General features: G+C 64.9%; 13 protein-coding genes and 2 pseudogenes. 10 read left to right on the top strand and 5 right to left on the bottom strand.

Annotated elements, in window-relative coordinates; translation table 11 throughout:
• The first annotated feature begins 49 nt into the window (after positions 1-49).
• From ACNJYB_RS26200 to ACNJYB_RS26190, 3 genes are all read left to right on the top strand, one after another.
• On the top strand, positions 50-1510 hold the full coding sequence (locus ACNJYB_RS26200) for a flavin-containing monooxygenase (protein ID WP_439369358.1): 1461 nt from the start codon (positions 50-52) through the stop codon (positions 1508-1510).
• A gap of 132 nt (positions 1511-1642) precedes the next feature.
• Complete coding sequence (locus tag ACNJYB_RS26195; protein WP_439369357.1) at positions 1643-2305, top strand: nucleotide-binding protein; 663 nt, start codon at positions 1643-1645, stop codon at positions 2303-2305.
• On the top strand, positions 2274-2903 hold the full coding sequence (locus ACNJYB_RS26190; protein ID WP_439369356.1) for a phasin family protein: 630 nt from the start codon (positions 2274-2276) through the stop codon (positions 2901-2903). The genes ACNJYB_RS26195 and ACNJYB_RS26190 overlap by 32 nt, the downstream gene beginning before the upstream one ends.
• A 234-nt stretch (positions 2904-3137) precedes the next feature.
• On the opposite strand, the pseudogene ACNJYB_RS26185 reads toward ACNJYB_RS26190, so the two are convergent.
• Positions 3138-3847: pseudogene (locus tag ACNJYB_RS26185) on the bottom strand (SDR family NAD(P)-dependent oxidoreductase).
• Between the two features lie 154 nt (positions 3848-4001).
• On the opposite strand from ACNJYB_RS26185, the pseudogene ACNJYB_RS26180 reads away from it, so the two are divergent.
• The 4 genes and pseudogenes from ACNJYB_RS26180 to ACNJYB_RS26165 all read left to right on the top strand — a co-directional run.
• A pseudogene (locus ACNJYB_RS26180) lies at positions 4002-4220 on the top strand (LysR family transcriptional regulator); the annotation flags it as partial.
• Positions 4221-4328: 108 nt separating this feature from the next.
• A complete protein-coding gene (locus ACNJYB_RS26175; RefSeq protein ID WP_014493894.1) occupies positions 4329-4484 on the top strand; it encodes a hypothetical protein in 156 nt (51 codons plus the stop codon).
• A 145-nt stretch (positions 4485-4629) separates the two neighbouring features.
• Entirely contained in the window at positions 4630-5559 is a 930-nt protein-coding gene (locus ACNJYB_RS26170; protein ID WP_439369354.1) for an aspartyl/asparaginyl beta-hydroxylase domain-containing protein, read from the top strand.
• Between the two features lie 198 nt (positions 5560-5757).
• Positions 5758-6216, top strand: coding sequence for a YybH family protein (locus ACNJYB_RS26165; protein ID WP_439369352.1), 459 nt, complete (start codon positions 5758-5760; stop codon positions 6214-6216).
• A gap of 65 nt (positions 6217-6281) precedes the next feature.
• Here ACNJYB_RS26165 and ACNJYB_RS26160 read toward each other — a convergent pair whose 3' ends face one another.
• The 3 genes from ACNJYB_RS26160 to galE all read right to left on the bottom strand — a co-directional run bounded on the left by ACNJYB_RS26160 (position 6282) and on the right by galE (position 9953).
• Positions 6282-6983: a fumarylacetoacetate hydrolase family protein gene (locus ACNJYB_RS26160; RefSeq protein ID WP_439369351.1), complete on the bottom strand. Its 702-nt coding sequence runs from the start codon at positions 6981-6983 to the stop codon at positions 6282-6284.
• A gap of 36 nt (positions 6984-7019) precedes the next feature.
• A complete protein-coding gene (locus ACNJYB_RS26155; RefSeq protein ID WP_439369350.1) occupies positions 7020-8822 on the bottom strand; it encodes an ABC transporter ATP-binding protein in 1803 nt (600 codons plus the stop codon).
• Between the two features lie 117 nt (positions 8823-8939).
• Positions 8940-9953, bottom strand: a complete 1014-nt coding sequence (gene galE, locus ACNJYB_RS26150) for a UDP-glucose 4-epimerase GalE (protein WP_439369349.1) — start codon at positions 9951-9953, stop codon at positions 8940-8942.
• Positions 9954-10079: 126 nt separating this feature from the next.
• Between galE and ACNJYB_RS26145 the strand changes: the two genes are divergently transcribed.
• On the top strand, positions 10080-11117 hold the full coding sequence (locus tag ACNJYB_RS26145; RefSeq protein ID WP_439369348.1) for a glycosyltransferase family 4 protein: 1038 nt from the start codon (positions 10080-10082) through the stop codon (positions 11115-11117).
• A 177-nt stretch (positions 11118-11294) separates the two neighbouring features.
• Here the strand turns inward: ACNJYB_RS26145 and waaF are convergent, their stop codons facing one another.
• Positions 11295-12365 (bottom strand): lipopolysaccharide heptosyltransferase II, encoded by a 1071-nt coding sequence (gene waaF / locus ACNJYB_RS26140; protein ID WP_439369347.1) that lies wholly within the window; start codon positions 12363-12365, stop codon positions 11295-11297.
• Between the two features lie 171 nt (positions 12366-12536).
• On the opposite strand from waaF, the gene rfaD reads away from it, so the two are divergent.
• A complete protein-coding gene (gene rfaD, locus ACNJYB_RS26135) occupies positions 12537-13517 on the top strand; it encodes an ADP-glyceromanno-heptose 6-epimerase (RefSeq protein ID WP_439369346.1) in 981 nt (326 codons plus the stop codon).
• Between the two features lie 12 nt (positions 13518-13529).
• Positions 13530-15014 carry a D-glycero-beta-D-manno-heptose-7-phosphate kinase gene (gene rfaE1, locus ACNJYB_RS26130; protein WP_439369345.1) on the top strand — a complete coding sequence of 495 codons (1485 nt, stop codon included), beginning with the start codon at positions 13530-13532 and terminating at the stop codon, positions 15012-15014.
• Positions 15015-15066: the final 52 nt, after the last annotated feature.

The raw sequence follows: 15066 nt of genomic DNA, 5'->3' as shown, positions 1-15066 counted from the left end.
TTGACGGCCAGCGGCGGCGGACGGACAATCCTCTCTGGCGGAGGAAACCATGCAACAAGAACATTTCGACGTGCTCATCGTCGGCGCCGGGCTGTCAGGCATCGGCGCTGGCTATCATTTGCAGAGCAAGTGCCCCACCAAGAGCTACGTCATCCTGGAGGGCCGCGACTGCATCGGAGGTACCTGGGATCTGTTCCGCTATCCCGGCATCAGGTCCGACAGCGACATGTTCACCCTCGGCTACTCCTTCAAGCCGTGGACCGATCCGAAGGCGATTGCCGATGGCCCGCAGATCCTCAACTACGTGCGCGAGACCGCATCCGAGAACGGCGTCGACAAGCACATCCGTTTCCGCCATCGCGTCAGGCGCGCCGGGTGGTCGACGCCGGATGCGCGCTGGAGCGTCGAGGCCGAGCGCATCAAGGGCGAGGGCGCGACCGAACTCGTGCGCTTCACCTGCAATTTCTTGTTTCTGTGCTCGGGCTATTACAAGTACGAGGCGGGCTATACGCCGGAGTTTTCGGGCGTTGCCGATTTCGCCGGCCGCATCGTCCATCCGCAGAAATGGACCGAGGACATCGACTATGCGGGCAAGCGCGTCGTCGTGATCGGCTCCGGCGCGACCGCGGTGACGCTCGTGCCGGAGCTTGCCAAGAAGGCGGCGCAGGTCACCATGCTGCAGCGCTCGCCGACCTATGTGGTGTCGCGCCCTGCGCAGGATCCGCTCGCCAACAAGCTGCGGCGGAACCTGCCGGCGCGGCTTGCCTATCATCTGATCCGCTGGCGCAACGTGATGTGGGGGATGTTCTTCTTCCAGCTCAGCCGGCGGCGGCCCGCGAAGGTGAAGGACCTCATTCTCAAGGGCGTGCAGATGGCGCTGGGGCCAGACTACGACGTCGCGACCCACTTCACCCCGCGCTACAATCCCTGGGATCAGCGGCTCTGCCTCGTGCCCGACGGAGATCTCTTCAAGGCGATCCGCGAAAGGCGTGCCGCCGTCGTCACCAGCGAGATCGACACATTTACGCGCGACGGCATCCGCCTCAAGAACGGCAGCGAGCTCGTCGCCGACATCATCGTGACTGCGACGGGGCTGGTGCTCCAGGTCGTCGGCGGTCTCGAGGTCAGCGTCGACGGCCGCGCCGTCGATTTCGCCAAGACGCTGACCTACAAGGGCATGATGTATGCCGACGTGCCGAACATGGCGTCAGCCTTCGGCTACACCAACGCGTCCTGGACGCTGAAATGCGATCTCACCTGCGAATATGTCTGCCGGCTCGTCAACTACATGGAGCGGCACAATTTCCGGCAATGCATGCCGCACAATGACGACCCCGAAATCACAGCGCAGCCCTCGCTGGATTTCACCTCGGGCTACGTGCAGCGCTCGGTCGCAAAGATGCCGAAGCAGGGTTCGAAGCGGCCGTGGCGGTTGTACCAGAACTATGCGCTCGACATCGTCTCGCTGCGTTTCGGCCGGATCGATGACGGCGTGATGCAGTATTCCTGATCTCCGTTGCCGGAGGAACCCGCGGATTGCTTGAGTCGAATCGCGACTTGAAGTACTGCTGTGCGCTGCACTGCGATTTATTTCCGACAGCGTGTGAGTTCCGCGTCGCTGCCAGTCGAGGGAGCGCAGGAAATGTACGTGCTTGCTCTGGTCACACAAAAGGGTGGAAGCGGTAAGAGCACGCTGGCGACAGGACTTGCAGTGGCCGCTATGGCGCATAAAGAGCGTGTCGCTCTCGTTGAGGCGGATGCGCAAGGAACGATCGCGAAATGGAAAGAGCGGCGAACGAATTCCTATCCTCGCGTCGATCGCATTGTTGATCCGGCCGATATCGATCCGGTGATCTCTCGCCTCGAGGCCGATGGGATATGGCTCGCAATCATCGATACGGCCGCCACGAGCAACGTCTTGGCGATGAGTGCCATCGCCAAAGCCGATCTTTGTCTCATCCCGGCGCGTCCCAGTCCGGCCGATATCGAAGCCGCAATACCGACGCTGATCGCCATTCGCAGGCTCAGCCGCCGATTTGCTTTCATCCTCAATCAAACCCCCACGCGGGGCGGCCGGCTGAGTGAGGCCGCAACGTCGCTCAATTCCCTCGGCGTGCTTGCACTTCCCTTTATCGCGCAGCGCAACGACCACCAGGATGCGCTTGGCGCAGGATTGGGCGTGACCGAGTTCGCACCAGGGGGAAAAGCCTCGGACGAAATCGTTGCGCTCTGGGGTTGGATCTCGAAGCACCTCATCGTGGAGTCGTCTGATCATGCACAAGCCGCACTCAAGACAGCCTGCTGAAATTGCACGCGCCAAGCGTCGTTCACTGGTGGAACTGACGGCGGCGGCTAGCCGCACCATCGACGAGGGCCTGCTGGGGATTTCGCCCGGCCCCGTCGCGGTTGTCCGGGACGATGGACCGCAGGTCGAACAGACAGCGACGCCTGCTCAGACGGCAGCTCCAGCGGGGGGCGACGGGAGTGTCGCGATCCCCGTGTCTGCACAGGCGGCGTCGCGCTCCGCGCGAAGCCAGGATTCCAACGGCACCACTACGGATTTCGCCGTGGAAATTATCAGAGACATGCAGGCTCGCACCCTGGAGACAATGCGGGCAGGTGTGCACGCCGCGTTGGACTACGCGAGGGACCTTGCCAGTCCGGAAAGCGACCTCCTGCAAGGACCGGCCGCTGAGTGTCACGCGATCGTACTCGAACTGATGAAAGTGAATGCGGGTGCGACTTTGCAGTATACGCGGAGTTTGGGCCGCGCCAGAACGCTCTCGGAATTGATTGAGCTATCGAGCAGCCATGCCCGCAAGCAGTGTGAGCTGGTCCTGCAGCAGGCCGAATCGCTCAAACCGTTTGCTCATAACACGACAAAGCCAGGTAGTGGCCGCTGACATAGCACAGCAGGGCGCGAAACTGGATCAATGGCGCGCTGGACAGCCGTGCAAGTCCCAGCCCCGCGAGCGAAGCGCATAGCCGCTCTGCTCGGGTGCCGGAGAGAAAACTCGCCGAGATAAACGACAGCGGATGCGCTGAACCATTCTGCCGCGATCAGGGCATCAACGGATGCGGCCGGATCTCGACGTGTTGCTCCGTATCCGCGTCGGTCATGTCATCCTCCTCCGCGTTCAGTGCCCCGCGCTCTGGCCGCCGTCGACATGCAGGATCTCGCCCGTGACGAAGGAGGCACGCTCGAGATAGAGCACGGCATCGACGATGTCGGACATCTCGCCCATGTGGCCGACCGGGTGTAGCGCGCCGAGCTGGGCATGCGTCGCGACGGGGTGCATCGGTGACTTGATGATGCCGGGTGACACCGCATTCACGCGGATGCCGCGCCTGGCGTATTCGATCGCAAGAGATCTCGTCGCGGCGTTCAGGCCGCCCTTGCTCAGCGAGGCCAGCACCGATGGCACCTTGGAATTGGCTTGGTCGACCAGCGTCGTCGTGATCTGGACGACGTGACCGGATCCCTGCTTCTCCATCTCGGCGAGCGCGAGCTGCGTGATGTTGAAGAAGCCCGCGACGTTGGTGCCCATCACCGCGGCGTAGTCTTCGGCGGTGTACTGCGTGAACGGCTTGGCGACGAAGATGCCGGCGTTGTTGACCAGGGTGTCGACGCGGCCGAAGCGCGTGATTGCTTGCGACACCACGCGCTCGGCGGTGGACCGGTCGGCGATGTCGCCCGCAACGGCGAGAACGTCGTCGCCTCCCGCCGGCTGATGGAGCGCGCCGTTGCGACGACGCGATAGTTGCGATCGCGAAAACCCTGGACCAGGGCGGCACCGATACCCTGTGAGGCACCGGTGATGATGGCGACCTTCTGCTCGATACCCATGATGGGCTCCTGTTGTTGGCTTGAACACCTGCGCCAGCAGCGGCTGGCTTGGGCGTTGAGGTACGCCGCGCCGGCTTGCTTGCGAATATCCGCTGCCCGGCAGACACTCTTTCGTGGCGCGAACGAATGCCGGATCAGCGGCCGGCGGTGGTTGCACCAGATCGTGGCGATGGCGCATCTGCCCAATTCCTGGACCTTCTCGCCGCAAGCCGGCTCGTCGGCGCCGCGCTCGGTGCAGTTCTCCCCGCGGCTCGTTGTCAACAGCACCTATGCGGCGGTGGCGTCCGCTGTCGCCGGGCGCGGCGTGGCGCGGGTGTATTCGTACCAGGTGGCCGAGCAGGTCGCGCGCGGCGAGCTCGAGATCGTGCTGGCCCGGCGGGCCGGGTGAATCGGTGATGGTTCCCGAACGGTTAACGCCGATTTAACGGATGAGTCCTAGCCTGTCTCGGCCGGGGTTACTCGCAAGGCCGAGGTGAGCCCAATGGAAGCCCAGAAGATTGCGGTCGACGCCGTCGTCGCGCTGACCGATTGCGACCGCGATGCCGTGATCGCGTTCATCCGCCGACTCTATCTCGCCGGCGTCACCGACCCCAAGCGGCTGACCTTCAAGGGCCTGCAGGCGCTGTCGCGGGCCTGATTCGGCTCGTTTCGGCCGGCTTGGCCCGCAAGTTCCATCCCCATGCTCTCCCCGGCGTGATTGCAACCCACCGGTGAATGTCTTGCCGCTCGGGCCGGGGCGGAGTAGATGGGGTCCCGGCTGGGTCACTTGGGAACTTGGGGAAATGCTGAAACAGCTTTTTGCGCCGCAACTCGTCATTTTGTATGTGCTTGCGGCATCGACGATCTACGTCCACTTCCGCGGCAAGCAGCGGCTGCGCTTCGCGCGCCAGCTTGGCGACCACTCGACCTATCTCGCGCCCTACAACGTGCTGATGTATGCCGGCTCGGCCGTGCCGAACAAGCCGGTGATCTCGGTCGATCAGTTTCCGGAGCTGAAGCCGCTGAGCGAGAACTGGGAGACCATCCGCGACGAGGCCGTGCGCCTGTTCGACGAGGGCTTCATCCGCGCGGCGGCGAAGAACAACGACTGGGGCTTCTACTCGTTCTTCAAGAGCGGTTGGAAGCGTTTTTACCTGAAATGGTACGACGACTTCCTGCCGTCGGCGAACACGCTGTGTCCGAAGACGGTGGAGCTGCTCAAGTCGATCCCGAGCGTGCATGGTGCGATGTTCGCGATGCTGCCGCCGGGCGGCAAGCTGGGTGCGCACCGCGATCCCTTCGCCGGCTCCCTGCGCTATCACCTCGGCCTCGTGACGCCGAACTCGAACAAGTGCCGGATCCTCGTCGACGGCGTCGAATGCGTCTGGCGCGACGGCGAGGCCTTCATGTTCGACGAGACCTTCATCCACAGCGCCGAGAATGCGACCGACGTCAACCGCATCATCCTGTTCTGCGACGTCGAGCGCCCGATGAGGTTCGGCTTCATGACCGCGATCAATCGCTGGGTCAGCCATCACATCGTGAAGGCGTCGGCGACCCAGAACGTCGAGGGCGAGAACGTCGGCGTGCTCAACAAGGTGTTCGGCAAGCTTTACGAGATCCATCTCGGCAGCCGCAAGGTCAAGGAGTGGAACCGCAACGTGTACTACACGCTGAAATACTCGCTGACGGCGCTGATCCTCGGCCTGATCGTGCTGTCTGCGCTGCGGTGATCCGACGACCCGGGAGTTCGGAATCACAAAGCCCCGGAGTGATCTCCGGGGCTTTGTTTTTGTCTCATACCGGCTTGGCGTCCTTGTCGATGATCGCAGCGGACCCTCCGATCCGAACCGCTGCTGCGAGTCTTGCTGAATAGTTCGACCCAGGGCGACAAAGATGTCGCAATCGAGTTGCCGAACAAGGAGCAGGCAATGGTGCCTTTGCCGACCGCGAACACCGAGATCACGCAGTTCTTCCGCCAGTGGCTGGACACCTTCGCTGGCTATGTCCGAGAGGTCGACTACGCCTCGGCGCGGCCGCTCTTCCATCCCGACGTGCTCGCCTTTGGCACGCACAACGATGTCATTCCCGGTCTCGAGCAATGGGTCGAGACGCAATGGGACAACGTTTGGCCGAAGACGGCCGACTTCCGTTTCGTCCTAGACCAGACCTCCGTTCTGGCGTCTGCCGACGGCACGATGGCGGCGGTTATCGCGCCGTGGACGAGCACGGGCTATCATCCCGACGGCAGCGCGTTTCCGCGACCGGGCCGGGCGACGATGGTGTTTTCGAGAAATGGCGAGGGTTGGCTGTGCGTGCATTCGCACATGTCGCTCAATCGCGGTGTGCCGCAGGCAAGCCACGCCAACCGGCCGGTGAAGGCCTGGTAGCTGCAAGCCAATAAAAAAGGCCCCGGATGTTTCCGGGGCCTTTTGATTCCGCGGTGGTGGGTCGGTTACTCCGGCTGGCCGATCGACACCTTCAGCGTGCCGATGCCGTCGACGCCGCATTCGAGCTTGTCGCCCACCTGAAGCTGCGACACGCCGGCGGGCGTGCCGGTCATGATGATGTCGCCGGCGGCGAGCTTCACCTGCTGCGAGAGCTGCCAGATGATCTCCGGCACGTTCCAGATCATCTCGCTGAGGTCGCCCGTCTGGGCTTCCTTGCCGTTGACGGTGAGCCAGATCTTGCCCTTGGAGGGATGGCCGATCTTCGAGGCCGGCTGCAATGCCGAGGCGGGCGCCGAGCCGTCGAACGACTTGCCGATCTCCCACGGACGCTCCTTCTTGCGCGAGGCGATCTGGAGGTCGCGGCGGGTGAGGTCGATGCCGACGGCATAGCCGTAGACGTGGTCGAGCGCCTTGTCGGCGGGGATGTTGAGGCCGCCGCTCTTGAGGGCGACGATCAGCTCGACCTCGTGATGCAGGTCCTTGGTCAGCGGCGGATATGGAATGGTGGCGCCGTCGGGCACCAGCATGTCGGCGTGCTTGGCGAAGAAGAACGGTGGGGCGCGCTCGTCATTGCCCATTTCGCGGATGTGCTCGAGATAGTTGCGGCCGACGCACCAGATGCGGCGCACCGGAAAACGGCCGCTCTCCCCGACGACGGGAAGCGAAGCCTGGGGCGGAAGCGGAATGACGTAGGAGGCGGCGTTCATGAAGCGGTCTCGCTGCTCTTGAGGTGGTAAGGAACTCTAGGCGGTTGCGCTGATCGGCGCCAGAGCGCCGGCGTCCCGATGTTGCAGGCGGAAGAACGAGGCGTAGCGGCCGCCGCGGCGGAGCAATTCGTCATGGCGGCCCTGCTCGACGATCTCGCCGCCCTCGACCACCAGGATGCTGTCGGCGTGCATGATGGTGTGCAGGCGGTGCGCGATCACGATGGTGGTGCGGTTCTGGCAAAGATGCTCGATCGCCTCCTGCACCTGCCGCTCGGATTCGGAATCGAGCGCGGCGGTAGCCTCGTCGAGCAGGATGATCGGTGCGTTCTTGAGCAGCGCGCGCGCGACCGCAATGCGCTGGCGCTGGCCGCCGGAGAGCTGCGTGCCGTGCTCGCCGACCGGCGTGTCGTAGCCGAGCGGGAAGCCCATGATGAAATCATGCGCGCAGGCCGCCTTCGCCGCCTCGATGATCTCGTCCTCGCTCGAGCCCGGTTTGCCGAAGGCGATGTTGCTCCGGATGGTGTCGCGGAACAGATAGACGTCCTGGCCGACATAGGCGGTCTGGGCGCGCAGCGATTTGCGCGAGACCTTAGAGATCGACTGGCCGTCGATCACGATGTCGCCTTGCGTGATCTCGTAGAAGCGCAAGAGCAGCCCCAGCACGGTCGACTTGCCGCCGCCGGAGGGGCCGACCAGCGCGGTGACCGTGCCGGGCTCGGCCACGAAGCTCATGCGGTTGAGGACGGTCTCACTGGCGCGATAGGAGAAGCTGACGTCGCGCAGCTCGATCCGGGCGTCGGAGAGCTTCAGCGCCGGCTTGTCGTCGTCGGACCGCTCGCTGGCGGGACTGTCGATGACCTCGAGCAGCATGCGCGCGCCGACGAGCTGGCTGTTGAGATCGATGTTGAGCCGCGCCAGCCGCTTCGCCGGCTCGGTCGCCATCAGGAACGCGGTCATGAAGGAGAAGAACGCGCCAGGCGTGGCGTTGAGCGCGATCACGGCATAGCCGCCGTACATCAGGCAGCCGGCGACGGCGAAGCCGCCGAGCATCTCCATCAGCGGGTTGGAGCGGTTGGCGACGCGGGCCATCTTGTTGGCGTTGCGCTCGACGATCGCGATGTTCTCGTCGATGCGCTTCTGCATGGTGTCTTCCAGCGTGAACGCCTTGACGGTGCGGATGCCCTGCAGCGATTCCTGCATCGTCTCCATGATGTCGGCGGTGCCGGTGAACTGGTTGAAGGCGAGGCCCTTGATGCGCTTGACCAGCTTGCGCAGCACCAGCATCGCCGGCGGCACCGCGACGAGGCCGATGAACGACATCAGCGGATCCTGCCACACCATCACGCCGATCATGGCAAGCAGCATCAACAGGTCGCGCCCGATGGCGTTGACCAGCATGTTGAGCACGTCGGTGATCGACTTGGCGCCGGCCGTCAGCCGCGCCAGGAATTCGGAGGAGTGCCGCTCGGAGAAGAAGCCGACGCTCTCGCGCATCAGCTTGGCGAACAGCTGGCGCTGGTTGGTGGCGAGGATCGCGTTGCTGATCTTGGTCAGGATCACCATGTGGCCGTAGGTCGCCACGCCCTTGATGAAGAGCAGGAGCACCGTGATCCCCGAGAACATCGCGATGCCCGGGATGTTCTTGTCGACATAGGCCTGGTTGATGACCTGGCCGAGCACATAGGTCGCGCATGCGGTGGCGCCTGCGGCGACCGCCATCAGCGCGAAGGCGAGGAGGTAGCGCCGCCAGTAGACGATGCCCTGTTCGGTGACGAGGCGGCGAATCAGGACCGCTGCCGCATAGGGGTCGTCGGTGATTTTCTTTGGAAACTGGGCCATCCGTAGTCCATTGACGGCGCAGGACAAGCCTGCCCGCGCGTCAGGGATCGATGGGCCTCTGTGCCCGCTCAAGCGGGGTTTTTCAAGCCCCATTAAGGGCTTGCGTCCGGACGGAATTTAGGCCGAGACGGCTTGGCGGAGCTCGCCACGGCGCTCGCGGAACAGCTTGTCCTCCCAGGCCAGCGCATGGGCCGCGATGGTCTCGAGGTCGTCATATTGCGGCTTCCAGTCGAGCAGGCCACGGATGCGGCTGGTATCGGCGACCATGGTCATGATGTCGCCGGGCCGGCGCGGGGCGTACTGGATGGCGAAGCTGCGGCCCGATACCCGGCGCACGGCGTCGATGGTCTCCAGCACCGAATAGCCGCGGCCGTAGCCGCAATTCAGTGTGGTCGAGGCGCCGCCGTTGCGCAGGTAAGCCAGTGCCGAGAGATGGGCCTGCGACAGGTCCGAGACGTGGATGAAGTCGCGGATGCAGCTGCCGTCGGGGGTCGGATAGTCGGTGCCGAACACGTCGATCTTGGCACGCTGTCCGGTTGCCGCCTCCACCGCGATCTTGAGCAGATGCGTGGCGCCGACGGTGGCAAGGCCGATGCGTGCCTGCGGATCGGCGCCGGCGACGTTGAAATAGCGCAAGGTCACGTACTGCATGCCGTAGGCGGCGGCGACGTCGTGCAGCATGATCTCGCTCATCAGCTTCGACGAGCCGTAAGGCGACAGCGGCCGGGTCGGCGCATGCTCGGGTACCGGCACCTGGTCCGGATCGCCGTAGACCGCCGCGGTCGAGGAGAAGATGAAGCGGCCGATCCCGCGCTTCACGGCGACGCTGAGCAGGTTGCGCGCGGTGACGAAATTGTTGCGGTAATAACCCAGCGGATCGCGCATCGACTCCGGAACGACCACCGAGCCGGCGAAATGGATGATGCTCTCGATGTTGTGCTGGGCGATGACGCCTTCGAGCAGGTTCTCGTCGCCGGCATCGCCAATGAACAGCGGCACGCCTTCCGGCAAGTACGCCGAGAAGCCGGTGGAGAGATCGTCGATCACGACGACGTCCTCGCCGGCCTCCGCCAGCGCCAGGACCGTATGACTTCCGATATAACCGGCGCCGCCGGTGACTAGCACAGTCATGATCTCACCCGTCCTCGATCAACGCGCAAGGCTAGCGCTTGCGTGGTGAAGAGGGGGTATCGGGGCGGCTGAACTGGTCACTATGCTTAATGTTGCGTATAGGGACCATTCGAAACGGAGCATGACGTGGCGAATCCCCAGGGCGATCTCGAGGTGATCGTGCCAAATCTGCACAGGCGCTATTCCGGGGTGACCGCGACCAACCGGATGGTGGCGCCGCGGCTGGCCAAACTGTATCGCGCCGCCTGGTTCGGCTCCGACGCGCCGGAGGCGATCGCGCGGCTGAGTGTAGCCGATTTCCTGAAGCTCTGGCGGCGCAAGGCGCCGGTGATCTGGCACGCGCGGCGCAACAACGAGATGATCGCGGGCGTCGTGCTGCGCGCGCTCGGCTGGCCGCTGAAGCTCGTGTTCACCTCGGCGGCGCAGCGCCATCACAGCTGGATCACGCGCTGGCTGATCCGGCGCATGGACGTGGTCATAGCGACGAGTGAGATCTCGGCCTCGTTCCTGAAGGTGAAGGCGACGGTGATCCCGCACGGCGTCGACACCGACGTTTACGCGCCGCCGATCGATCGCGCGGCGGCGTTCGCGGAAGCCGCGCTGCCGGGCCGCTTCGCCATCGGCTGCTTCGGCCGTGTGCGCGCGCAGAAGGGCACCGACCTGTTCGTCGATGCGATGTGCCGCCTGCTGCCGCGCTATCCGGACTTCACCGCCATCATCGTCGGACAAATCACTGCCGAACAGACTGCCTTCGCAAACGACCTGAAGAAGCGCATCGAGGCAGCCGGCCTGCAATCGCGCATCGTCATCACCGGCGAGCTGCCGATCGAGGACGTGCAGCGCTGGTATCAGCGTTTGACGATCTACGCCTTCACCTCGCGCAACGAAGGTTTTGGTTTGACGCTGATCGAGGCGATGGCGGCGGGAAGCGCGCTCGTCGCCGCACGCGCCGGCGCGGCCGAGCTCGTCGTCGAAGATGGTGTCAACGGCGTGCTGATCCCGACGGGAGATGCCGATGCGCTCGCGGCTGCGCTCGAGCCGCTGATGCGCGACGTGGCCGCCGCAACCGCGATGGGCGAGCGCGGGCGGGCGTGGGTGCTGGCAAAGTTCAGCCTCGATGCGGAGGCGGCACGGATCGGCGAGGTCTATCGGCCGCTGCTTTGAATGCCGGTTGGCGGTCGCAAACAAAAACTCGAAAACAACCCCATGCACAGTAGCCGGCGATAATGGAAACAACGGCTTGGCGGCCGATGTGATCCAGTTGCTGATTTTACGAAATGGATTTGACCCGTCGGGCAAAACAGTGGCAGGATGTTACCATGGGTGCGAGCCTCGGCGGCCTCACGTCTCGGCCCTCGCCCCCGCTTCACCGAGCACCCGCTGCGCGATCGCCACCACCTCCGCGGCCGCAATGTCGCGCATGCAGCGGTGGTCGTTCATCTTGCAGATCGTGCTCTGGCAGGGCTGGCAGGAGAGCACGCTCTTGTCCTGGACCACGGTCGCGGCGAGGCCGTTGAGGGGGGCCCAGAGATAGGGGCTGGTCGGGCCGAAGATGCCCATGGTGGGCGTGCCGAGGGCTGCTGCGATGTGCATCAGGCCGGAATCGTTGGAGATGGCGACGCCGGCGGCAGCCATGGCGAGGACGCCATTGCGCAGATCACTGCCGGTGAGATCCCGGACATCAGGGCCCCCCGCAGCGACGATCTCCCGGGCGAGGCCCTTTTCGGCGGGGCCACCGACCACCCAGACCTCGAACCCGTGCTCGACCAGCAGCCGGGCGGCTTCCGGATAATAGGTCCAGCGTTTTGAGACCCCGACCGAGCCGGGGGCCAGCGCCACGGCGGAGCCTGCGCTGAGGCCATTGGCCTGCCGCCAGCGCACGATCTCCTCGGCGGGAACGCGCAATTGCGGCACCGGCCATTCCGGGGGCAGGGGCGCGCCGTCGGGCTGGGCCAGCGCAGCGTTCTTGTCGATGAAGCGCGGCAGCTTCTTCTCGCCCCAGCGCCAGCGGTTGAGCAGGCCGAACCGGAACTCGCCGACGAAACCGACCCGTTCGGGAATACCGGCGAGCGCCGGCGCGATGGCCGCCTTCCAGGTCCGCGGCAGCACCAGGGCGGTGCCGTAGTTCCGTTTCCGCAGGAGGTTGGCAAGGCCGAACTGCCGGCCTACGGCCAGCCGGCTGCGCGGCAGGTCCCAGATAATCCCCTCGCGAACGCCGGGCATGTAATCGACCAGCGGGGCGCATAGGGACGTGGTCAGGAGATCGACCGGCCGGTTCGGCCAGCGTTCCTTCAGGACCCGCACTACGGTATGATTCCGGACGAAATCGCCGATCCACATGTAGGGAATGATCAGAATCGGCCGGGTGTCGTCCCAGTCTGCACCCTCACTAAGTTGCGAATCTTGGTTCATTCGTTAATAGGGCCGAAGGCGAGCTGATGTGGCGGTTCGGTTAGCCGCTCCGGGCCGAGACGTAAAGCAGGCATTGCGCGACTCCAAAAGGCGCCTGCCCAAAATGCTTACACTTTGGCGGATGATGCGCTACGGCAGGGTCGGGCCTTAAGAAATCGGGCAGGTAGGTGAATGTTGCTGGTGACCGGCGGGGCCGGTTTTATCGGATCGAATGTCGTGGCCGCGCTGAATGACGCGGGCCGCAGCGACGTCGTGGTGTGCGACCTGCTCGGCAACGACGGCAAGTGGCGGAACCTGGCCAAGCGCCAGCTTGTGGATATCGTCCCCCCTGGCGAGCTGCTCGACTGGCTGAATGGCCGCAAGCTCGATGCCGTGATCCATCTCGGGGCGATCTCCGCGACCACCGCGACCGACGGCGACCACGTGTTCGAGACCAATTTCCGGATGTCGATGCGCCTGCTGGAGTGGTGCACGGCCGGTGCCGTGCCGTTCATCTACGCTTCCTCGGCAGCGACCTATGGTGACGGCGAGGCCGGCTTCGGCGACGATGCCTCGCTGCCGGCCCTGAAAAAACTGCGGCCGATGAATCTCTACGGCTGGAGCAAGCACATGTTCGATCTCGCGGTCGCCGAGCGTGTCGCGAACGGGGATCCGCTGCCGCCGCAATGCGTGGGCCTGAAATTCTTCAACGTGTTCGGCCCGAACGAATACCACAAGGGTTCGATGATGAGCGTGCTCGCGCGCCGCTTCGACGACGTCAAGGCGGGCCGCGTCGTGCAGCTGTTCAAGTCGCATCGCGAGGGCATCGCCGACGGCGATCAGCGCCGCGACTTCATCTATGTCGACGACGTCGTGCGCGTCATCATGTGGCTGCTGGCAACGCCCTCCGCGTCGGGCCTCTTCAATGTCGGAACCGGCCAGGCGCGCAGCTTCAAGGACCTGATGCTGGCGGCCTATGCCGCGCTCGGCACCAGGCCCAACATCGAATACATCGACATGCCCGAGAACATCCGCGGCGCCTACCAGTACTTCACCCAGAGCGAGGTCGATCGCCTCTGCCGCGCCGGTTATAACGGCGGCTTCACGACACTCGAGGACGCGGTGAAGGCCTATGTCGGGGACTATCTCGACCGGCCCGACCGTTTCCGCTGAGGCTTTTTGATCATGGCGACGCCCATTCTCGATTTCGACGCCCTCGCGCAAACGATCTCAGGCCGCACGGTGCTCTGCATCGGCGACATCATGCTGGACGAGTTCGTCTATGGCGAGGTGTCGCGGATCTCGCCGGAAGCGCCGACCCCGGTCATCGCCGCCCAGCGCAGCGAAATCCATATCGGCGGCGCCGGCAATGTCGCGCGCAATATCGCTTCGCTCGGCGCACGCTGCATCTTCGTCGGCCTCGTCGGCGCGGACGATGCCGGCAAGCGGCTCGCCTCGGCGCTGGCCGAACATGGTGCTATCGAAAGCGTGCTGGTGTGCGATCCGTCGCGGCCGACCACGCGAAAAGTCCGCTTCGTCTCCGAGCATTTTTCCACGCACATGCTGCGCGCGGACTGGGAGCAGGCGGTCGCGGCCTCCGACGCGGTCGAGACCGAGCTGATCGAGGCGATCCTGCCACAGATCGCGCGCGCCGACATCGTGCTGCTGTCCGACTACGCCAAGGGCGTGCTGACCGCGCGCGTGATCCGCCACACCATCGATGCCGCGCGAAAGCTCGGCAAGTCCGTGATCGTCGATCCCAAGAGCCTGAACTGGGCGATCTATCGCGGTGCGACGCTGCTCACGCCGAATCGCAAGGAGTTTTCTGAAACCACCCGCAGCCGCGCCGACACCCCGCAGAGCATCGTCGATGCCAGCGAGGACGTGATGCGGCTCGCCGATTGCGAGGCGATCCTGGTCACGCAGGGCGAGCACGGCATGACGCTGGTGCCGCGTGGCGGCGGGTTCGTTCACGTTCCTGCCGTTCCCGTGAAGGTGCGCGACGTCTCCGGCGCCGGCGACACCGTCGCCGCCGCGCTTGCGGTCTCGCTCGCGGCGGGCGCGGACTGGGACACGGCGCTGCGCGTGGCCAACGCTGCCGCCGCCGTCGCCGTCGGCAAGCAGGGCACCGCCGTCGTCAGTGCCGCCGAGCTGAGGCGCAGGATATTGCCGCACGCTTATCTCGCGGCCGAGGAGAAGATCGTGCTCGAGCCTGATACGCTCGACGCGCAACTCGCCGGATGGCGCCGGCAGGACCTCCGCGTCGGCTTCACGAACGGCTGCTTCGACATCCTGCATCCGGGCCACGTCAAGGTGCTGACGGCGGCGCGTGCCGCCTGCGACCGCCTGATCGTGGGCCTCAACAGCGACGCCTCGGTGCGGCGGCTGAAGGGCGCCGATCGCCCGGTCCAGGACGAGCGCGCGCGCGCCGAGGTGCTCGCCGCACTCGAAGCGGTCGATCTCGTCGTCATTTTCCAGGAAGACACGCCGCTCGAGCTGATCACGCGGATCAAGCCGAGCGTGCTGGTGAAAGGCGGCGACTACACCCGCGCGCAGGTGGTCGGCCACGAGGTGGTCGAGGCCGCGGGCGGGGTGGTCATGCTGGTCGACATTCTCCAGGGTTTCAGCACGACGGCGCTGGTGGATCGCGCGCGGGGAGGGGCCAAGTGACCGCTCAGGTGACAGGTCAAGCGACGACGCTGGCCCGCGAGACCACCGGCCA

The sequence above is a fragment of the Bradyrhizobium sp. SMVTL-02 genome (assembly GCF_051853005.1).
Classification (GTDB): Bacteria; Pseudomonadota; Alphaproteobacteria; order Rhizobiales; family Xanthobacteraceae; genus Bradyrhizobium.
This window is presented reverse-complemented; position numbering and strand designations above follow the sequence as displayed.